General features: G+C 72.3%; 22 protein-coding genes. 17 read left to right on the top strand and 5 right to left on the bottom strand.

The annotated features are described in order from the left end of the window. Positions 1–17: 17 nt before the first annotated feature. From ACZ5GT_RS08335 to ACZ5GT_RS08325, 3 genes are read right to left on the bottom strand one after another with little or no spacing between them, the layout of a single operon-like run. Entirely contained in the window at positions 18–227 is a 210-nt protein-coding gene (locus ACZ5GT_RS08335) for a DUF397 domain-containing protein (RefSeq protein ID WP_469016854.1), read from the bottom strand. A 1-nt stretch (position 228) separates the two neighbouring features. Further along, positions 229–438 (bottom strand): DUF397 domain-containing protein, encoded by a 210-nt coding sequence (locus tag ACZ5GT_RS08330; protein ID WP_469016849.1) that lies wholly within the window; start codon positions 436–438, stop codon positions 229–231. Next, a complete protein-coding gene (locus ACZ5GT_RS08325) occupies positions 435–1,319 on the bottom strand; it encodes a helix-turn-helix domain-containing protein (protein WP_469016844.1) in 885 nt (294 codons plus the stop codon). The genes ACZ5GT_RS08330 and ACZ5GT_RS08325 overlap by 4 nt, the downstream gene beginning before the upstream one ends. Before the next feature lie 155 nt (positions 1,320–1,474). Between ACZ5GT_RS08325 and ACZ5GT_RS08320 the strand changes: the two genes are divergently transcribed. The 15 genes from ACZ5GT_RS08320 (at position 1,475) to ACZ5GT_RS08250 (ending at position 14,362) form a co-directional block, all read left to right on the top strand. After that, a complete protein-coding gene (locus ACZ5GT_RS08320) occupies positions 1,475–1,942 on the top strand; it encodes an ATP-binding protein (protein WP_469016841.1) in 468 nt (155 codons plus the stop codon). Between the two features lie 222 nt (positions 1,943–2,164). Further along, positions 2,165–3,100: a helix-turn-helix domain-containing protein gene (locus tag ACZ5GT_RS08315; protein WP_469016836.1), complete on the top strand. Its 936-nt coding sequence runs from the start codon at positions 2,165–2,167 to the stop codon at positions 3,098–3,100. An 80-nt stretch (positions 3,101–3,180) separates the two neighbouring features. Next, positions 3,181–3,528 carry a hypothetical protein gene (locus ACZ5GT_RS08310; protein WP_469016831.1) on the top strand — a complete coding sequence of 116 codons (348 nt, stop codon included), beginning with the start codon at positions 3,181–3,183 and terminating at the stop codon, positions 3,526–3,528. Beyond that, a complete protein-coding gene (locus ACZ5GT_RS08305; RefSeq protein ID WP_469016824.1) occupies positions 3,525–3,782 on the top strand; it encodes a hypothetical protein in 258 nt (85 codons plus the stop codon). Before ACZ5GT_RS08310 ends, ACZ5GT_RS08305 begins: the two co-directional genes overlap by 4 nt. Positions 3,783–3,895: 113 nt before the next feature. After that, positions 3,896–4,318, top strand: a complete 423-nt coding sequence (locus ACZ5GT_RS08300) for a hypothetical protein (protein ID WP_469016818.1) — start codon at positions 3,896–3,898, stop codon at positions 4,316–4,318. 87 nt (positions 4,319–4,405) lie between these two features. Further along, entirely contained in the window at positions 4,406–4,933 is a 528-nt protein-coding gene (locus ACZ5GT_RS08295; RefSeq protein ID WP_469016811.1) for a DUF6584 family protein, read from the top strand. Between the two features lie 105 nt (positions 4,934–5,038). Next, positions 5,039–5,911: an N-acetyl-1-D-myo-inositol-2-amino-2-deoxy-alpha-D-glucopyranoside deacetylase gene (mshB, locus tag ACZ5GT_RS08290; RefSeq protein ID WP_469016808.1), complete on the top strand. Its 873-nt coding sequence runs from the start codon at positions 5,039–5,041 to the stop codon at positions 5,909–5,911. Between the two features lies 1 nt (position 5,912). After that, positions 5,913–6,326: a DUF6113 family protein gene (locus ACZ5GT_RS08285; protein ID WP_469016803.1), complete on the top strand. Its 414-nt coding sequence runs from the start codon at positions 5,913–5,915 to the stop codon at positions 6,324–6,326. Positions 6,327–6,520: 194 nt separating this feature from the next. Then, positions 6,521–9,010 carry a hypothetical protein gene (locus ACZ5GT_RS08280; RefSeq protein ID WP_469016800.1) on the top strand — a complete coding sequence of 830 codons (2,490 nt, stop codon included), beginning with the start codon at positions 6,521–6,523 and terminating at the stop codon, positions 9,008–9,010. A 477-nt stretch (positions 9,011–9,487) separates the two neighbouring features. Then, complete coding sequence (locus ACZ5GT_RS08275; RefSeq protein WP_469016797.1) at positions 9,488–9,799, top strand: peptidase inhibitor family I36 protein; 312 nt, start codon at positions 9,488–9,490, stop codon at positions 9,797–9,799. An 82-nt stretch (positions 9,800–9,881) separates the two neighbouring features. Beyond that, positions 9,882–10,793 carry a hypothetical protein gene (locus ACZ5GT_RS08270; protein WP_469016794.1) on the top strand — a complete coding sequence of 304 codons (912 nt, stop codon included), beginning with the start codon at positions 9,882–9,884 and terminating at the stop codon, positions 10,791–10,793. Positions 10,794–10,900: 107 nt separating this feature from the next. Next, entirely contained in the window at positions 10,901–11,824 is a 924-nt protein-coding gene (locus tag ACZ5GT_RS08265; protein ID WP_469016789.1) for an ABC transporter ATP-binding protein, read from the top strand. After that, complete coding sequence (locus tag ACZ5GT_RS08260; protein ID WP_469016786.1) at positions 11,821–12,561, top strand: ABC transporter permease; 741 nt, start codon at positions 11,821–11,823, stop codon at positions 12,559–12,561. Before ACZ5GT_RS08265 ends, ACZ5GT_RS08260 begins: the two co-directional genes overlap by 4 nt. Next, positions 12,558–13,751, top strand: coding sequence for a sensor histidine kinase (locus ACZ5GT_RS08255; RefSeq protein WP_469016783.1), 1,194 nt, complete (start codon positions 12,558–12,560; stop codon positions 13,749–13,751). The genes ACZ5GT_RS08260 and ACZ5GT_RS08255 overlap by 4 nt, the downstream gene beginning before the upstream one ends. Beyond that, the gene (locus ACZ5GT_RS08250) at positions 13,748–14,362 is read left to right on the top strand and encodes a response regulator transcription factor (protein WP_360741734.1); all 615 of its coding nucleotides are present in this window, start codon (positions 13,748–13,750) and stop codon (positions 14,360–14,362) included. The genes ACZ5GT_RS08255 and ACZ5GT_RS08250 overlap by 4 nt, the downstream gene beginning before the upstream one ends. A gap of 62 nt (positions 14,363–14,424) precedes the next feature. Here the strand turns inward: ACZ5GT_RS08250 and ACZ5GT_RS08245 are convergent, their stop codons facing one another. Next, positions 14,425–15,291: a transglutaminase family protein gene (locus tag ACZ5GT_RS08245; RefSeq protein WP_469016775.1), complete on the bottom strand. Its 867-nt coding sequence runs from the start codon at positions 15,289–15,291 to the stop codon at positions 14,425–14,427. A 110-nt stretch (positions 15,292–15,401) separates the two neighbouring features. Further along, positions 15,402–16,466: a GNAT family N-acetyltransferase gene (locus ACZ5GT_RS08240; protein WP_469016770.1), complete on the bottom strand. Its 1,065-nt coding sequence runs from the start codon at positions 16,464–16,466 to the stop codon at positions 15,402–15,404. 140 nt (positions 16,467–16,606) lie between these two features. Between ACZ5GT_RS08240 and fdxA the strand changes: the two genes are divergently transcribed. After that, positions 16,607–16,927, top strand: a complete 321-nt coding sequence (gene fdxA, locus ACZ5GT_RS08235) for a ferredoxin (RefSeq protein ID WP_324787515.1) — start codon at positions 16,607–16,609, stop codon at positions 16,925–16,927. 130 nt (positions 16,928–17,057) lie between these two features. Next, positions 17,058–18,149, top strand: coding sequence for a bifunctional succinyldiaminopimelate transaminase/glutamate-prephenate aminotransferase (locus ACZ5GT_RS08230; RefSeq protein WP_469016765.1), 1,092 nt, complete (start codon positions 17,058–17,060; stop codon positions 18,147–18,149). The last annotated feature ends 554 nt before the right edge of the window (positions 18,150–18,703 follow it).

Raw genomic sequence — 18,703 nt, 5'->3', positions numbered from 1 at the left:
CACGCCTGCCCCCTGGATCAGCTCCCGACCGCGTACGGCACGAAGCCGGCCCACGCGACGGGCGTGAAGACCAGCCGGGGCCCGTCGGCGTGCTTGGAGTCCCGGACGTGGACGGTGCGGGGTTCGGTGGCGACCTCGACGCAGGAGTCGCCCTCGCTGCCGCTGCTGTAGCTGCTCTTGAACCACGCCAGGCCGGAGGGGGCTCCGGCCTGGATGTCGCGACTCATGTCAGCTCTCGACCGCGTAGGGGACGAAGTCGGCCCAGGCGTCGGAGGCGAATGCCAGTTGGGGACCCTCGACGTTCTTCGAGTCGCGGACGTGGACGGTGCGAGGTTCGGTGGCGACCTCCACGCAGGAGTCGGTTTCCGCGCCACTGCTGTAGCTGCTCTTGAACCACGCGAGGTCCGAGGCGTTCCTGGACGAGGTCTTGCGGATCATGTCTCCCCCAGCAGTTGCTCGATGAAGGTCGCCGACTCACGCGGCGTGAGAGCCTGCGCCCGGATGATTCCATACCGCAGTTCAAGGATACGGAGCTGCCTCGGATCGGTGACCGGCCGGCCGTTGGAGACTCCCGGTGACCGGCCCACCGCCGTTCCGTCCTCGAACTTCAGCACCTCGATCCCCCCGTCCACTCCGGCGTGCTCCTCGCGGTCCATGGGCATCACCTGAATCTCGACGTTCGGCAACTGCCCCAGCTCAAGAAGGTGTTCGAGTTGCCGACGCACCACTGTCGGCCCCCCGAGGCGTCGTCGGAGCGTCCACTCGTCCTGGATGAAGCTGAGTTCGGGCGCTGATTCGCGCTCGAACACCGATTTGCGGGCCATGCGAGCCGCCACACCCCGCTCGACCTCCTCCTCGGCGTATCGCGGCCGCCGCATCCGGAACAGGGCTTGTGCGTGTTCCGGCGTTTGCAGGAGACCGTGGATGTTCACGGGGTCGTAGAGCTGAAGCTCCACCGCCCGCGCCTCCATCTGCGCCAGGTCCCGCACCTTCTTCGGGTACCGGACCTTCTTCACGTCCTCCTTCATCGCCGACACCAGGCCACCGGCCGCCAACACCTCGTCCGCTGTGTCCAGATACTCGGGCCGGGGGATCCGCTTGCCGCTCTCGATCTTGTAGACGAGGTCCTCGCCGTAACCGACCGCCACCGCGAACTCGCCGACCCGCATTCCCGCGGCCTCCCGGCGGAGCCTCAACTGCCGCCCCACGGTCGCCACTACGGCGAGCGCCCAGTCGTCGTCCGGGTCCACCTCCCAGCCCGGCTCCTCCGTCTGCTCCGGCTCGCTCCCGACCCGCACGACCTCACCGTTCACCGACATGCGTGCCCCTCCGTAGCGCTGCTCCGTACCGTCACTTCGCGCGCGCGGGAAACCGTGACGACAGTCCGGACAGCACCGGACAAGGCCTGGACGGTGACCCTACGCAACAGCCTGATTACTCATCACGGTACTTCCGGTCGGCCACGCTGAGTGACGTGAATCAGGAAACTGCCCAGACCAGGACCCAACCCGGCGGCTCGGTCCGCAACTTCAGCATGCTGCTGTCGTCCACCCCGCGCGGTGCCCGCCTCGCCCGCCTGCTCGCCGTGGACGCGCTCCGGAGCTGGGGACTCCCCGACGAGACGGCCGGCCACGTCGTCGCGGAACTGGCGAACAACGCGGCCACCCACGGCCGCGTCCCCGGGCGCAGCTTCCGCCTGACGCTCTACGTGGCCGGCGGCACCCTGCGCATCGAGGTCACCGACACCCGCGGTGACCGCTGCCCCGTGCTGCGGGAGCCCGGAGCCGGGGCCGAGAGCGGCCGGGGGCTGCTCCTGGTGGACGCGCTCGCCGACCGCTGGGGAGTCACCGAAGGGCGCTTCCCACGCAAGACCGTCTGGGCGGAGATCGGCCTCACGCCACCGGAACCCGACCCCACGCGCTCCGGTGCCGTCGGCGGCTGAAAGACAAAGGGCGTCGGGGAAACACCCCACCAAGCCCCACCCCTCCCGCCCGTGGCCCGCGCTCACTCGGGCGGGTGAACATCCCCGGTCGGACTGGATTTTCCGGCCGTCGAGGCCCGACGCTCAGCGCAGCAGCACAACAACCGCAGACATGCGACGGCCCCCGCCGGGACGGCAATCCCAGTGCGAGGGCCTGACCACCGAGGAAGAGTGGACTTCCCGATGGGTACCGAGCACCCTAGCGTGCCCCCGCACGCCCAGGCCCGCGTTGCGGGCAACAAGCACCCGAACCGGGGCCGTCAGACCGGCGGGCTCCAGCACGACAACACCCGGCACACCGCCCGCTTCACGGTGGTCGGCAACCACCTGGCCCAGCACATGGAACTCTCGCTCCTCGCGATCGGGCTCGGCGTACACCTCCAGTCGCTGCCGCAGGGTGCCCCCGCCGATATCAAGACCCTCGTCGCTCGCTTCCCCGAGGGAGCCACCCGCATCGCCGCCGCCCTGCGCGAACTGGAGGCCCACGGCTACCTGCGACGCGAACGCCGCCGCACCCCCACCGGCCGCATCGTCACCCGCACGGTCTCCTGCAACCAGCCGGCGGCGGTCCGCCACCGCGCCGAGGCGCACGATCGCCCGGACACCCGAAGCCCTGCGGCACCGCAGCGGCGGAAGGCCTGCGAGGGCAGCGGGACGCACCCCACGCACCCCACGCAGGCCGCGCGAGAGAAGCGGAACCCCAGCAAACCGCTCCCCGCCGTGCCGAGCCCCGCTTACGCCGTCCCAGCGCTCCTCCAGGTCGCGATCGACCTGCTCGCGGACCTCCACCGTCACGACTCCCGGGTGCTCCTGTCCGCCCGCGACACGGCTCACCTGGCCCCCGGCGTCGCCGCCTGGCTGGAGCGGGATGTCGCCCCCGCCGCCGTACGCCGTGCCCTGACCGCCGACCTGCTGCCCGAGGGCGTACGCCGCCCCGCGGCCATCCTGGCCCACCGCCTCGCCGACCAGCTCCCGTCGCCGCCCCCGCTGCGCGCGCCCTCCTCGCCACCACCCACCCGCCACCCTCTCCAGAACTGCGACGGCTGCGACCGTGCCTTCCGTGCCCCCACTCCCGGCCGCTGCCGCAAGTGCCGCTCCGACCTTCGGGGAGCCCTCTGATGCGCAACCACGTCAGCCGTGTCCCGTTCCGGCGCGGTCCCCGCCGGATACTCTGGCCGGGGCATGTACTGGAGGACACCATGAGCACTCAGGCCGATCACGGGCACGAGCTGATCCCCCGCCCCCAGCAGACCCCCGACGCCTTGCGTGCGGCTCTCGCCGTGGTCGATCCTGCCCGACTGGAGGAGATGCAGGCCACGAAGGACGAAGCCTTCGCCAAGGCGGTGGAGTGGCAGTCGTTGAGCCCGGTGCAGAGCTGGGTGCTGATCTGGGCCAGGGACATCGAGATCGCCCGTCGCCCCGATCTGTCCACCCGCCACGCTCGCGCCAAGGCCGACCTGGAACACCAGGACTCCGCCGTCGCCCGTGAGGCCCTGCGTCAGTTGAGTGCCGTGCTGGACGAAGCCATGAAGGCAGTACGCGGGTGAGCTGGAAATGGGAGTACGCCTTCGGCGCGGAGGAAACCGCTCGTACCGCTCCCGCCAGCTTTCTCGCCGAGGTGGAGAGAAGGGCAGATGAGCTGGTCCGAGCCGCCGAAGCACTCCACGTCCACGGCCGAGCTCACGACGGCGTCGACCCCACAGGCGGCGTCGTCATTGTTCCCGGGGGCATGTTCACCTATCAGGTCGTGGTGCGCAGCGAGCGCGTCTACATCGTCCAGATCACTTACCTGAGCTTCTGAGAAGGCGGTTAAGAGTATTCCGCAGGCGTCGCTGGGGACTTGATCCTGAGGGACGTTCGTCGGCGATCACTCCCACGATGCGGTACGAGGCAGCGCTACGCGATACTCATCCTGTGGAGTGGATCGAGCAAGCCCGGGCAGCGGAACAGCGCCGGGATTGGGATGTTGCGATCGCGTTGGTGAGCGCCCACGCCGAGTGCTATTCCACCGATTTCTCCAGACACGACAACCATCTCTGGCACATGGATCTGCTCGCCCGTGCGGAACGGCTCTCGGAACTCACGGAGCGCGCTCTCATGGATGTCCACGCACGTCGGAGACTCAACGCGGCGCTTCGCGAGCGGGGAATGGAGTCGGCGCTGCGCAATCGCGCCGAAGACGGTGATCGTGGTGCCCTGTACGTCCTTGTTCGGCTGCTGTGCGAGACGAGCCGGATTCCAGAAGCGTGTCGAGTGGTCAAGGATCTCGGCCCGGACGACCAATACGCACACCGGATCGTGGACCGCTTTCGATCGCCGTCGAGCGGTGCGCATTGAGGTTCGGCCGATGCCGGCAAGAGCGAGCGAGTGCTGAGCGGTGAAACCAGGTCGACGTAGGTCAGTGCGGTAATCGATCATGCGTTCATGCCCCTGAGAGAGACCCTTGCCCGAGTCGATGCAGACCTGGCCGCCGGCCGGGTTCCCGTCGCGCGCCAGCGCCTGCGCGGTCTCATCTCGTCCTTCCCGCACGACCTGACCCTCCGTCGTCGTCTGGCCGAGGTGTACCGGCTCTACGGCGACGCCGCCGAGGCCGGACGCTGGATGTACCTCGAAGAGGACCGCAAAGCCGACGAGACCGATGCCTTCGAGGCGCGGTACGGGTCTCCCGGGTGGCGGATGAAAGCCCTCGCCTGGCAGGGCCCGGAGGCGAAGGCCGCCACCGTCTTCGCGGAGGAGCAGCTGGTCGCGGTGCGGACCGCCTGCGCCGAGGAATTGGGGCACCCCGTCGACTGGGACGACCCCGCCTCCTACCGGGACGACCTGGAAGGGGAGTACGAGGCGCCCTCCGAGCCGTGGACGGCCGGCGGTGTGCTGGCGGGCGTCGGCTGCCTGGTGGCGGCCCTTGTGTTCCTCGCGATCTGGGTGAATGGACTCATTGCCCTCTTCAACTGAATCAGGTCACCCGGGACGAGTCCCGAATGATCTCGCGGTGTCTGGCAGGAAGGCCGGGCAGGCTGCCGTGCGGGTTTTCCGGAGGGGCCTCGTAGGGTGGGCCGCATGACCGAACTGCCTGCTCGGCGTCTGCTCCTGGTGCACGCGCATCCGGACGACGAGTCGATCAACAACGGCGTGACCATGGCCACGTACGCGACCCAGGGTGCCCACGTGACCCTGGTCACCTGCACCCTCGGTGAACTGGGCGAGGTCATCCCGCCCGAGCTGCGGCACCTGACCGGCGCGGCCCTCGGCGAGTACCGCCTCGGCGAGCTGACCGCGGCCATGCGCGAACTCGGCGTCGCGGACTTCCGGCTGCTCGGCGGCGCGGGCCGCTACCGGGACTCCGGGATGATGGGCCTGCCCGACAACGACGACCCAGGCTGCTTCTGGCAGGCCGACGTCGACGAGGCGGCCCGGCACCTGGTCGAGGTCATCCTGGAGGCACGCCCCCAGGTCCTGGTCACCTACGACGACAACGGCGGTTACGGCCACCCCGACCACATCCAGGCCCACCGCGTCGCCCTGCGCGCCGCCGAACTGGCCGCCGCGGAGGGCTGGGACGTCCCCCGCGTCTACGTCAACCGCGCCCCGCGCTCCGTCGTCGAGGACGCCTTCGCCCGGCTCGCGGCGGAGCTGCCCGGGCTGCCCTTCGCCAAGAGCGCCGCTGTGCAGGACGTGCCGGGCGTGGTCGACGACGCGCTGATCACCACGCGGATCGACGGCACCGCCCACGCCTCCGCCGCCAAGGCCGCCGCGATGCGCGCCCACGCCACCCAGATCGAGGTGGCGGAGCCGTACTTCGCGCTCTCCAACGAACTCGCGCAACCGCTGTTCACCACCGAGTACTACGAACTGGTGCGAGGGGAAGGCGCGGCGGCAGCGGAGAACGACCTCTTCGCCGGGATCGGACCGGGGATCGGGGAGGGCTCCTGACATGAGCGGTGACCGGACTTCGATGCTCGCCCAGCCCCTGCAACGGCCGTCCGCCGGCCGGACGGCCCTCTACCTCGGCCTGTTCGTGTGCGGCGCCGTGGTCGGCGTGGCCGGGGCGCTGGTGCAGCCCGGCTGGTTCCCGGGCGGGCTGCTGCTCGCCCTCGCGGGCGAGGCCGGCGTCGTACTCGGCGGGGCGTTGGCCTCCGGCGGCCGGGCCGGGGCGGCCGCGTCCGCCGTCGGCTGGATGATCGCCGTCGTGTTCCTCACCACCAGCCGCCCCGAGGGGGACTTCCTCTTCGCCGCAGGAGGCGGCTCGTACCTCTTCCTGCTCGGTGGCATGGCCGTGGCTGTGATCTGCGCCACGGTCGGGTCGGGGCGGCAACCGAACGGCCGCGACGCCCGACTTGGGAAGTGACGTACCACTTCGCCGTCCCACGGGCGTGCAAGTGCCGTGTGGGTTTCCCCGGCGGTAGTGGGATACGGGCCAGAAGTGGCCAGTATGGTGGTGCGCGCCGCCGAGCCTCCCCCGAACGCTCGACCCAGCTCGCGCCCGGGGGACCCCCATCGTGAGGTCGTGTCGGGCGGTGGAGCCAACCGGGAGAACCTGCCTTGAGTCGTGAAACTGACACTCCGTCCTCCGGGCCCAACGGGCGCGGCGGAGCCGCATACCCGTCGGGCACCCCGCCCTACGGGACGCCGGCGGCTTCCGACGGCTCTGCGGACGCGGGCCGTTCGGCCAAGCCGGAGGACCGCAAGACCGAGACCACGCTGACGACGCGGATCCGGATCAACATCCCCGGGTCGCGGCCCATTCCGCCGGTCGTCGTGCGTACGCCCGTCGCGGACGCCGAGGGCAAGAAGGACGACACCGCGGAGACCGAGGCTCCGACGCCGCGTGCGGCCACGCCCACGAGCACCGTCGAGACCCAGGCCCCGGCCGAACCGGGCCGGTCCGCCGGGGAGAAGACCAGCGACTGGTTCGCGCCCCGCAAGTCGGGCGCGCCCAAGGGCGGTCAGGGCGGCGGCGCCACCAACGGCGCCGGTGTGCCCGGCGCTTCACCCGCGGGCCCGGGCACGCCCGCCGCGGGTACCTCCGGCGGCGCGCGTCCCGGCGGAGTGGTCGGCGCCATGAGCGTGACGGGCGGTTCCCGGCCCGGCGGCGCGAACGGCGCCCGCCCCGGTACGACCAACGGCGCCGGACTCACCGGCGCGACCGGCGGGCCGGTGGCCCCCGGACACGGCGGCGGCACCGGTTCCTTCGACGTCACCGAGGCGCTGAACGCGGGCTCGCGCTCCGGCGGGCCGCGTCCCGGCCAGGGCGCCGGCGGCGACGCGCGCCGCGACGACCTGCCGTACTTCTCGGAGGGCGACCGCGGCGGCGCCGTCAACGGCCAGGGCGGCGTCAACGGCCAAAACGGCGGGCACGGCCAAAACGGTGGGCACGGTCAGGCCGGCGGGCACGGCCAGGGCGGCTACGGCGGTCCCGGCGCTTCCGGCGCTTCCGGCGCTTCCGGCGCTTCCGGCGGTCCGGGCGGTCCGGGCAGCTCTGGCGGTCCCGGCGGGCCGAACGGGTTCGGCGGCGCGAGCGGTTTCGACGGGCCGAACGGCTTCGGCGGGCCCGGCGGCGCGCACGGCGGCCCCGCGGGTCCGACCACGGGTCCGGTGACCGGCGACGGCCCGCTGGCCCCGCCCGCCGGACCGGGCGCTCCCGGCGGCCAGGGCGGTCAGGGCGGCTACGGCGCCCCCGGAGGTCCGGGCGGTCCCGGCGGTCCCGGTGGTGCCGTCGGCGGACCTGGCGGACCTGGCGGACCTGGCGGCCCTGGCGGTCCCGGCGGCCCCGGCGCTCCGGGCACGATGCGCGGCGGTGAGCCCTTCGGCTCCGGTCCCGCCTCCGCGTCCGGTGGCGGCCTGAGCGACGACACCGCGATCCTCACCCCGCAGAAGCCCGCCCCCGAACCGGGCCCGCAGGGCGGCTACCCGGCCCCCGACAACGTCTCCGGGCACACCGTCACCAGCGGCATCCCGGTCGTGCCGCCGGGCGCCGGCTCCCCGTTCGGGCCGGGCGCCCCCGCCGACGGGGCGCTGCAGCACACGCCCCCGAAGCTGCCCGAGCCGGTCGCGCAGAACGTGCCGGCGGCCGCACCCGCGAAGAAGAAGGGCCGCAGCAAGCTGGCGCTGCTCGGCGTCGCCGTGTTCCTGATCGCCGGCGGGGCCTACGGCGCCGGGCTGCTGATGAACCACACCGACGTGCCCAAGGGCACCACCGTGCTCGGCGTGGACATCGGCGGCGGCACCCGCGACGACGCCGTGAAGAAGCTCGACGCGGCCTTCGGCAAGAACGTGAACCAGCCGCTGAAGCTGTCGGTCGGCGGCGACACCGTCACGCTCAAGCCCGACCAGGCGGGGCTCCAGTTCGACGAGCAGGCCACCGTCGCCGCGGCCGCGAAGAGCGACTACAACCCGGTCTCGGTCATCGGCTCCCTCTTCGGCAACCACCGGGTCGTCGAGCCCGTCATGCCCGTCGACGAGGAGAAGCTGAACGCCGCCCTCCAGGACGTGGCCGGCGGCTCCGGCTCGATGACCGAGGGCACGGTCAAGTTCGTCTCCGGCAAGGCCGTCGCCGTCTACGGCAAGCCGGGCAAGGGCATCGACATCGCCAGGTCGACCGACGCGATCGTGACCGCCTACCGTGCCCAGGTCGAAACCGGCTCCACCACCCCGGCCGCCGTGGCCACCACCACCAAACAGCCGACGATCTCCAACGCCGAGGTCGACCGCGAGCTGAAGGAGTTCGCGGAACCCGCGATGTCGGGGATCGTCACGATCGAGGCGGGCGGGGTGGAGGTCAAGTTCAGCCCCGAGAACTCCCTGTGGAGGTTCCTTGCCGTTAAGCCGGTCGGCAACAAGCTGGTCGAGTACTACGACAAGGCCGCGCTGAAGGAGTTGTACGGCGGCGCCTACGACGGCGTGCTGATCACCCGGGGCAACGGAAAGAAGACCCCGGTAACGCCCGAGGATGTCATCGGCGCCATGCGTAAGGCCCTGCTCGGCAAGACGCCGGCCGACCGCGTCGGTGTGATCGAGACGAACCCGAGTTAGCGGCGAGTAGTCCGACGGGGGGGGGGGGGGGGGGGGGGGGGGGGGGGGGGGGGGGGGGGGGGGGGGGGGGGGGGGGGGGGGGGGGAGGGGGGGAAAAAACAAACCCACCCCCCCCCCCTCCCTCCCCCCCCCCCCCCCCCCCCCCCCCCCCCCCCCCCCCCCCCCCCCCCCCCCCCCCCCCCCCCCCCCCCCCCCCCGTCACGTTTGGAGGGTGGCCAGATGTTGCCTGCGAATGACCGAAAAACCGGTCCCTTCCGTACGCGTGTGACTGCCTAAGATCACTCCGGCGCAGAGATCAAGTTCACCCATGGGGCCGGTGATTCGTCGTGCGCTCATTCCAGCGCCCTGCCGGCTTCAACGGGTATGACCACAGGATTGGTGAGTGGATGAGCGCAAGGAAGAAAACCCTGGTGGGCCTGGCGAGCGCGGCGCTGGTTCTGGGGTTCAGCGGCACCGCGTCCGCCGGCAGCTACAACGGTGTGTGAGTCCTCGAACGGCGGCGAGGTCTGCATATACAGGCTCGCAAATTACAGCGGCGGCCTTTACGACACGCTTTACAGCAAGTCCGACTACAGCGGCAGCACTTACTACGGCACCAGCACCCTCATTGACAACACCATGTCCTCGGTGAAGAACATGGACCCCGACACCCTGGTGTACTTCTACCAGTACTCCGGATACACCGGTGCGCTCGTCGGTATTCCCCCGGGTGAGCAGATCACTCAGGTACCCAACGACAACACGGCGAGCTCCCACTGCTTCGGCTCGAACTCCTCTTGCCCGAACTGAACGCGCTGATGCGCCCCTTCCCCGGGGTGCATCCCGTTCTTCTCCATCGATGAGAGCGTCTGACTTGATGCGGAAGAGCTCAATGGCCGTCGGCGTAGCCGCCCTTTCCGTCGTGATGCTGTCGGCATGTCAATCGGGTAGCCGGACGGGGAGCGAACCCGAGGCCGCTTCCTCTCCGGCTACGAAGACCGTTGCCGGTGTTCCGGTGCCGGTCCTTCCCCTTGATTCTTACGGCGTCAGCGCGGAGCAGCGAGCTGTTCTCGACCAGGCCGTCGACGAACTGGCCGGGGCGTGCATGAAGGCGAAGGGATATACCTGGCCCGCTCGCCTGAAGCGGCTCGGCGTGGCGCACTCGGCCAATGAGCGGCGCTACGGGGTCACCGACCCGGAAGCCGTGCGCGTGTACGGCTATCACCTGGCCCCGCCGGTCGGCGTGACCGCGGAGCAGCTGGCTCAAGAGGCGCGGCGGGAGGAGAAGCGCAAAGCCCTCATGACGGATGCGGTCACCAAGGCCTACACCGGCCGTGACGGGGTGACGACCGGAACTAGCCTCACGGGCGGCTGCCGCGGCAAGGCCCTGAAGCAGCTCGGCCTGCTCCGGACAGAGGCGTTGACCGCCGTCGACCTGGCGCAGCAGCAAGGCTGGAAACGTACGAAGGCGGACAGCCGGGCCGAGGCAGCGAACGCCAAGTGGAGCGCATGCATGAAGAAGGCCGGCCACGCCTACGCGGATCCCCATGCCGCCGCTGGCGATCCGGCCTGGTGGGGTAAGGGAAAGGAGGACTCCGCCACTCCGAGGAAGGCTGGCGCTCGGGAGATTGCCACCGCCGTGGCCGATGTGAAGTGTAAGCAGCAGGTGGACTACGTGGCGGTCTGGCAGTCCGTCGAGACCGCCTACCAAAACAAGATCATCAAGGCCAATGAGAAGAAGCTCGGAGACGTTCGGCGGATGTGGCGGAACGCTCTGCGGAAGGCCGGCCAGGTCATCCGCTGAGCTGAGTCGGCGGCCGGCCGTCGCCGTGGGCGTATGACATCTGTCATACGGGAGTCAGGACCGTCGACACTGCCGGGCGTACGGCCCCCGCGGCCAGCATGGCTGTCATGACAACGACAGAGACGGCCGCCGCCCCGGTGGTCGGGTTCGAGCGGGTGAGCAAGCGGTACGGCAGCGTGCGGGCGGTCGACGGGCTGACGCTGGCGCTGCGGCCGGGGGAGACCGTGGCGCTGCTCGGGCCGAACGGGGCCGGCAAGTCGACCACGCTGGACCTGCTGCTCGGGCTCAGGAGCGCCGACAGCGGCACCGTCCGCGTCTTCGGCACCGGGCCGCGCGAGGCCATCGTCGCCGGGCGGGTGGGCGCCATGCTGCAGAGCGGCGGCCTGATGGACGAGGTCACCGTCGCCGAACTGGTCCGCCTCGCCTGTGACCTGCACCCCAGGCCCTACCCGGTGAACGACGTGCTCGCCCGCGCCGGCCTCACCCAGATCGCCGACCGCAGGGTCGACAAGCTCTCCGGCGGCCAGGCCCAGCGCGTCCGCTTCGCGCTCGCCACCGCCGGCGACAGCGACCTGATCGTGCTGGACGAGCCCACCACCGGCATGGACGTCTCCGCCCGCCAGGCCTTCTGGGCCACCATCCGCGAACAGGCCGGCCAGGGCCGCACCGTGCTGTTCGCCACGCACTACCTGGAGGAGGCGGACGCCGTCGCCGACCGCGTCCTCGTCCTGCACCGCGGCCGGCTGCTCGCCGACGGCACCGCGGCCGAGATCAAGGCCAAGGCGGGCGCCCGGCGCGTCTCCTTCGACCTGGACGGCCCGATCGACGCGGCGCGGCTGCGCGGCCTGCCGTTCCTGACCACCCTCGACATCAGCGGCCGGACCGTCCGCATCCAGTCCTCCGACGCCGACGCCACCGTCCACGCCCTGTACGGCCTCGGCCTCTACCCCCGCAACCTCGAGGTCGCCGGCCTCGGCCTGGAGCAGGCGTTCGTCGCCATCACCGCCGCCGAGGAGGCGAAGCAGTCGTGAACAGCCTGATCAAGCTGGAACTCGCCCGCGCCCTGCGCAACCGCAAGTTCCTGTTCTTCTCGGTCCTGTACCCCTCGCTGCTGTTCCTGCTCATCGCGGGCAACGCCGACAGCACCACGAAGATCGACGGCACCGGCCTGACCCTGCCCGCCTACATGATGGTCTCCATGGCGTCCTTCGGCGCCCTGACCGCCGTCCTGATGGGCAACAGCGAACGCATCGCCAAGGAACGCGAGAGCGGCTGGGTACGGCAGCTCAGGCTGACCACCCTGCCCGGACGCGGGTACGTGCTCGCCAAGACGGCCGGCGCGGCCGTGGTCAGCCTGCCGTCGATCGTGGTCGTCTTCGTCGTCGCGGCCGCCGTGAAGGACGTCCGCCTGGACGCCTGGCAGTGGCTCGCCCTCACCGGCTCCATCTGGGCCGGCAGCCTGGTCTTCGCCGCGCTCGGCGTCGCCCTCGGCTACCTGGCGAGCGGCGACGCCGTCCGGCCGATCACCATGATCGTCTACTTCGGCCTGTCGCTGCTCGGCGGCCTGTGGATGCCGACGACGACCTTCCCGCAGTGGCTCCAGACCGTCGCGAAGTGGCTGCCCACGCACGCGTACGCTGCTCTCGGGCGGGCGATCGAGCAGAGCCGGGCCCCGCACGCCCGGGACGTCGCCCTCCTCGCCGTCTTCTTCGTCCTGTTCGCGGGCGGCGCGGCCTGGCTCTACCGGAAGGACACCTTGCAGGCGTGAGCACGACGACGGACGACCGGTCGGCGCCGGAGACCGGCGCGACGCCCCTCGGGCAGCCGCCCCGCACCCTGCGCGAGGCGGGGCGCAAGCTGCTGTGGATCGTCATCTGGCTGGTGTTCCTCAGCTCGCCCGTGAACGACCTGCTCTCCGGCCAGCACACCACCGCCGCCACGGTGGCCGGCTGGACCGGCCTGGCGGTCTTCGTGGGCACCTACCTGACGCTGGTCTTCCGCACCATGGGCCGGCCGTTCCCCGGCCCGCTCGTGACCGGCCTGGTCGCCGGCCTCGGCGTGCTCGCCGTCGTCCTGTCCGTCACGCTCGGCCGGCCCTGGCTCGACCTGTTCGTGTACGTCTCCGTCGCCTGCGGCGCCACCTTCCCGCTGCGGACCGCCTACTGGACGATCCCCCTGACGACGGCCGTGATGCTGACGAGCGCCCTCGCCGACGGCGAGAGGGACCTGTGGACCCTGGTCCTCCTGGTCCTGCTCATCGGCTTCACGATGACGGGCGTACGGCAGCTGGTGCGCACGACGGTGGAACTGCGCAGGGCCCGCGCCCAGGTCGCCCAGCTCGCCGCCAACGAGGAGCGGCTGCGTCTCGCCCGGGACCTGCATGACCTCCTCGGCCACTCGCTGTCGCTGATCACGCTGAAGAGCGAGCTGGCCGGCCGCATGCTCCCCGACCACCCCGACAAGGCGGCCCGCCAGATCGCCGACATCGAACAGGTCAGCCGCCAGGCCCTGGTCGACGTCCGGGAGGCCGTCACCGGCTACCGGCGCCCCCGGCTGGCCGCCGAACTCGCCGGGGCCCAGGTGGCGCTGGCGGCGGCCGACGTCACCGCCGACCTGCCCGCCGAACCCGACCTCACCGGCGTCCCCGAGGAGAGCGAGTCGGCCCTGGCCTGGGCCCTGCGCGAGGCGGTCACCAACGTCGTACGGCACAGCGGCGCCCGGCGCTGCACGGTCGGACTGCTCACCCGCCAGACCCTCGACGGGCGGGTGCTGGAACTGTCCGTCGAGGACGACGGCCGGGGCGGCCCCGGCAAGGGCGCCGGCAACGGCCTCACGGGCCTGGCCGAGCGCCTGGAGAAGGCCGGCGGCACCCTGGAGGCGGGCGGCACCAGACGCGGGTTCCGGCTGGTCGCCCGCGTCCCCGTGGACAGCGGGGCGGACGTAGGATCCGGGGCATGAGCTCCACGATCAAGGTCCTGCTCGCCGAGGACCAGTCGATGGTCCGCGAGGCACTGGCCGCCCTGCTCGGCCTCGAGGACGACATCGAGGTCGTCGCCCAGGTCGCGCGCGGCGACGAGGTGCTGGCCGCGGCGCGCGAGCACGACGTGGACGTGGCCCTGCTCGACATCGAGATGCCCGGCTGCACCGGCATCGAGGCCGCGGCCCGGGTGCACGCGGAGCTGCCGGACGTGAAGCTGGTCGTCCTGACCACCTTCGGCCGCCCCGGCTACCTGCGCAGCGCCATGGAGGCCGGCGCCGACGCCTTCCTCGTCAAGGACGCCCCGGCCGCCCAACTGGCCGCGGCCGTACGCAAGGTGCTGGAGGGCGAACGGGTCATCGACCCCACCCTCGCGGCGGCGGCCCTGGCCGAGGGCGCGAACCCGCTCACGGACCGCGAGCGCGAGGTGCTGCGCGCGGCGGCCGACGGCTCCACGAACGCGGAACTCGCGGCCGCCCTGCACCTGTCGCAGGGCACCGTCCGCAACTACCTCTCCACCGCGATCCAGAAACTCGCGGTGCGCAACCGTGCGGAAGCGGTGCGGATCGCCCGCGACAAGGGCTGGCTGTGAGGCACCTGGGGCCGCCTCGGCGGCTGTGAGGCCTCTGGGGCTGCCCCGGTGGCTCCGGTGCCTCAGTTGAGCATCGCCCGCGCCGCGTGGGCCTGCCGGCGCACCTGCCGCGCCGTCTGCTCGTCCACCGCGGCCACCACCTCGGCGTACCCCTCCAGCTCCGTCGCTCCGGCGAGGAAGTCGCCGCGCTGCACCAGCAGTTGAGCCCGCTCGTAGCGCAGCCGCGCCGGATGCGAGGGCAGCAGCAGCGCCAGCTCCACCGCCCACAGCGCCACGTCCGACCGCTCGGGCCGGGCCGCCGCCCACGCGCGGATGTTGTTCAGGATCCGCGAGACCACCTCCAGCGGATCGGCCGGCGTCAGCATCGACGGCTCCAGCGGCGCCCCGGTGGCCCCCGCGACCAGCAGCTCCACGTCGCCCCCGGCGAGCACCCGCCCGCCGTCGAAGGGGTCGGCCAGCACCTGCTCGTCCTGCGGCCCGAACCCGACGACGAAGTGGCCGGGCAGCGCGACCCCGTACACCGGCGCGCCCGCTCGCCTGGCCACCTCCATCCACACCACCGACAGCATGATCGGCAGCCCGCGCCGCCGTCGCACCACCTCGTGCAGCAGCGACGACTCCAGGCGCCGGTAGTCGGCGGGGGAGCCGCGGAAGCCCTCCTCCTCGCCCAGCAGCCGGCGCAGCGCGTCCGCCCACGCGGTCGGCCCGCCGGGCCGGAACGGCAGCCGTCCCGCCAGCCGGTCCAGCTCCAGCTGCGCGGCGTCCATGCCCGCCTCGTCCAGCGTGCCGTCCGCCTGCGCGCCCACCAGCAGGCACAGCGTGGCCAGGTCGGGCCGTTCGGACCGGGCCTCCTCGGCGAACCGCCGCCGCAGCCGCGCGGACCGCTCGGCGGGCGGGGGAACGGGGGACGCGGGACAGGGGGGACTCATATCAGACTCGTGCCCTTTCACACGGCGGCTTCACGGCGACTTGGCGCGGCGGCTTCGAAGCGACTTCGCGGCGACTCGTCACCGCCTGGCTTGGTCACCGCCTGGCTTGGTCACCGCCTGGCTTCGTCACCGGCCGGCTCGCGGTAGTGGTGGTACGCGTGGTGCGCGGCGAAGCCCATTCCGGCGTACAGCGTCCGCGCCGCCGCGTTGTCCGTCTCGACCTGGAGCCACGCGGCCGAGGCGCCCTCGTCCAGGGCCCGCTGGGCCAGCGCGGCCATCACCGCGGTCGCCAGCCCGCGCCGCCGCTGCGCGGGGTCGACCTCGACGGCGGCGAAGCCCGCCCACCGCCCGTCCACGACGCACCGCCCGATCGCGGCGGGCGCGGCCCCTGCTGCGGCCCCCTCGGCGGTCCCTTCCGAGGTGCCCTCGGCGGTCCCTTCCACGGCGCCCGGCACGGTCGCGAACCACACCGACGGCCCCGAGCCCAGCACCCGCAGGGCGACCTCGCTCACGCCCTTGCGCTGATAGCGCGCCAGCCACGCCTCGTCGGCGGTGCGGGACAGCACGACGCCCGTCCCCTCCGCCCGGTCGGCGACCTGCGCGAGCCCGCCGACCCACAGCTCGGCGGTCACCTCACGCACCCACCCGCGCCGCTCCAGCTCCGCGCACAGCAGCTCCTGCGTGCCCTCGGCCCCGGTCGCGGTCTGGAGGTACGCGGGCAGGCCGCGGTCGCCGTACCACCGCCGTACGGCGGTCAGCGCGTCGTCGAGCGGCACGCCCGGGTCGCCGAGCGGAAGCACCGAGTTGGCCCGCCGGGTGAACCCGGCCGCCGCCCTGAGCTCCCACCCACCCAGCGCCTCGCTCTCCACCGGCCGCCACGCCCGCGAGGCGACACGGGCGAGCTCCTCGTAGGAAGTGGCGGGGCCCCGGCGGCGGGCCGGCGCGGCGGGCACCACCTTCCCCGCGACCAGGGCGGACTCCGGTATCCGGACGCTCTCACCGTTCTTCCGTGTGATGAGCAGCACACCTTCGTCCCATGATGTGAGAACACCCACCGTGTCGGTGAACTTCTCCTGCGTGACTCCAGGTTCGCTCAGGCGCCGCACGGAGACACGTTTCCCCACGTCAGCAATGGTGATTCGGACCTCGAGGCGTCCAGCGGCCGAGATTTCCACGGGTCGGTACACCCCTCCTGTTCGGATCATGCCCAAGAACGGAGATACTAGGGGCGGGCATCGACGACGCCGCGCTCCCGCGCGCCAGGCGGCGGAGCCTGAGGAGGCCCGCCAGCGCCCTATCGAGGAGGAACGACAGCGTGACCTACGTCATCGCGCAGCCTTGTGTCGACGTGAAGGACAAGGCGTGCATCGAGGAGTGCCCGGTCGACTGCATCTACGAGGGCTCCCGGTCCTTGTACATCCATCCGGACGAATGCGTCGACTGTGGTGCCTGTGAGCCGGTCTGCCCGGTCGAGGCGATCTTCTACGAGGACGACGTGCCGGAGGAGTGGAAGGACTACTACAAGGCGAACGTCGAGTTCTTCGACGAGCTGGGCTCGCCCGGCGGCGCCAGCAAGCTGGGCCTGATCGAGCGTGACCACCCGATCATCGCCGCGCTGCCGCCGCAGGCCGAGTGACCCCGTAAGCGGCCCCGCGAGATGTGCCGCCTCGGTCCCGTACGGCCCGATCGTCGACGATCACCGTGCGGGGCCGAGGCGTTTGCCGTACGAGGGCCCGAGCCGATCCTGAGAAAGTGAGCCACCACCCGTGTCCGCAGTCACCGACCGCCTTCCGGCTTTCCCCTGGGACAAGCTGGAGCCGTACAAGAAGACGGCCGCCGCGCACCCGGGCGGCATCGTCGACCTGTCCGTCGGAACCCCCGTCGACCCGGTCCCCGAACTGATCCAGAAGGCCCTGATCGACGCGGCGGACTCCCCGGGCTACCCGACGGTCTGGGGCACCCCGGCGCTGCGCGACGCGATCACGGGCTGGCTCGGGCGCCGGCTGGGCGCCCGCGAGGTCACCCACCGGCACGTCCTGCCGGTCGTCGGCTCCAAGGAACTGGTTGCCTGGCTGCCCACCCAGCTGGGCCTCGGCCCCGGCGACAAGGTCGCCTTCCCGCGGCTGGCCTACCCGACCTACGAGGTCGGCGCCCGCCTGGCCCGCGCCGAGCACGTCGCCTACGACGACCCCACCGAGCTGGACCCCGAGGGCCTGAAGCTCCTGTGGCTGAACTCCCCGTCCAACCCCACGGGCAAGGTGCTCGGCAAGGACGAGCTGACCCGGATCGTGGCCTGGGCCCGCGAGCACGGCGTGCTGGTCTTCTCCGACGAGTGCTACATCGAGCTGGGCTGGGAGGCCGACCCGGTCTCCGTCCTGCACCCGGACGTCAACGGCGGCTCGTACGACGGCATCGTGTCGGTCCACTCGCTGTCCAAGCGGTCCAACCTGGCCGGTTACCGCGCGGCGTTCCTGGCCGGCGATCCGGCCGTCCTCGGTCCGCTGCTGGAGATCCGCAAGCACGGCGGCATGATGACGCCGGCGCCGACCCAGGCGGCGGTGGTGGCGGCCCTCGGCGACGACAGCCACGTCCGCGAGCAGCGGGAGCGGTACGCGGCCCGCCGCGCCGCTCTGCGCGAGGCGCTCACCGGGCACGGCTTCCGCATCGAGCACAGCGAGGCCAGCCTCTACCTGTGGGCGACGCGCGACGAGTCCTGCTGGGACACGGTGGCCCACCTCGCCGGCCTCGGCATCCTGGTGGCCCCCGGCGACTTCTACGGCCCGGCGGGCGACCGCTTCGTCCGAGTCGCCCTGACAGCGACGGACGAGCGAGTCCGGGCAGCCGTGGAACGCCTGTAACCGACTCCCACGACCACGGGGGCCGCGCGCCTGCGGCGGACCGGCGTGGACGGTCGTCGTGATCCGGCGCGTCCGGCTACGGCCCGGCCCGGTCGGCGTACCCGGCGCGGGTGGCTGCATGGTCCGGTGCGTGCCTCTGACGCCCGGCGCGCGGCCGCTGCGCCGTGCGCACGGCTGCGGCTCGGTACGCGTCCTCCAGACGGCACCCGCGACTGCGGGGCCCGGACGGTGTCGCCGTGACCGCGAGGGCCCAGTGCGGGCGACCGGCGCGCGGCCGGGACCCGCCGTGCGGGCTCGGTGCGATGCGGACGATCGCGGCTCGGGCGCTTCCGGGCGACCCGGCCCGGCCCCGCCCGGCGTCCGCGACAGCGAGACGCGGACGGCGTCGCCGGGACCGCGAGGGCCTGGCGCGGACGACCCGCGTGGCCCGGCGTGCGGCCGCGGCGCGGCGCACGCGGTGGGCGCGGTGGACGCGGGGGGGGGGGGGGGGGGGGGGGGGGGGGGGGGGGGAGGAGGGGGGGGGGGGGGGGGGCGGGGGGGCGGGGGTCGTCTCC

It is taken from the genome of Streptomyces sp. NPDC031340 (genome assembly GCF_055569945.1).
The sequence above is the reverse complement of the archived record's forward strand: the minus strand, read 5'-3'. Positions and strand labels throughout refer to the sequence as shown.

Excerpts from the sequence above, each read along its gene's own strand:
- ACZ5GT_RS08335 (WP_469016854.1), bottom strand. The coding sequence starts at position 227 with ATGAGTCGCGACATCCAGGCCGGAGCCCCCTCCGGCCTGGCGTGGTTC.
- ACZ5GT_RS08330 (WP_469016849.1), bottom strand. The coding sequence starts at position 438 with ATGATCCGCAAGACCTCGTCCAGGAACGCCTCGGACCTCGCGTGGTTC.
- ACZ5GT_RS08325 (WP_469016844.1), bottom strand. The coding sequence starts at position 1,319 with ATGTCGGTGAACGGTGAGGTCGTGCGGGTCGGGAGCGAGCCGGAGCAG.
- ACZ5GT_RS08315 (WP_469016836.1), top strand. The coding sequence starts at position 2,165 with ATGGGTACCGAGCACCCTAGCGTGCCCCCGCACGCCCAGGCCCGCGTT.
- ACZ5GT_RS08310 (WP_469016831.1), top strand. The coding sequence starts at position 3,181 with ATGAGCACTCAGGCCGATCACGGGCACGAGCTGATCCCCCGCCCCCAG.
- ACZ5GT_RS08295 (WP_469016811.1), top strand. The coding sequence starts at position 4,406 with ATGCCCCTGAGAGAGACCCTTGCCCGAGTCGATGCAGACCTGGCCGCC.
- mshB (WP_469016808.1), top strand. The coding sequence starts at position 5,039 with ATGACCGAACTGCCTGCTCGGCGTCTGCTCCTGGTGCACGCGCATCCG.
- ACZ5GT_RS08285 (WP_469016803.1), top strand. The coding sequence starts at position 5,913 with ATGAGCGGTGACCGGACTTCGATGCTCGCCCAGCCCCTGCAACGGCCG.
- ACZ5GT_RS08270 (WP_469016794.1), top strand. The coding sequence starts at position 9,882 with ATGGCCGTCGGCGTAGCCGCCCTTTCCGTCGTGATGCTGTCGGCATGT.
- ACZ5GT_RS08265 (WP_469016789.1), top strand. The coding sequence starts at position 10,901 with ATGACAACGACAGAGACGGCCGCCGCCCCGGTGGTCGGGTTCGAGCGG.
- ACZ5GT_RS08250 (WP_360741734.1), top strand. The coding sequence starts at position 13,748 with ATGAGCTCCACGATCAAGGTCCTGCTCGCCGAGGACCAGTCGATGGTC.
- ACZ5GT_RS08245 (WP_469016775.1), bottom strand. The coding sequence starts at position 15,291 with ATGAGTCCCCCCTGTCCCGCGTCCCCCGTTCCCCCGCCCGCCGAGCGG.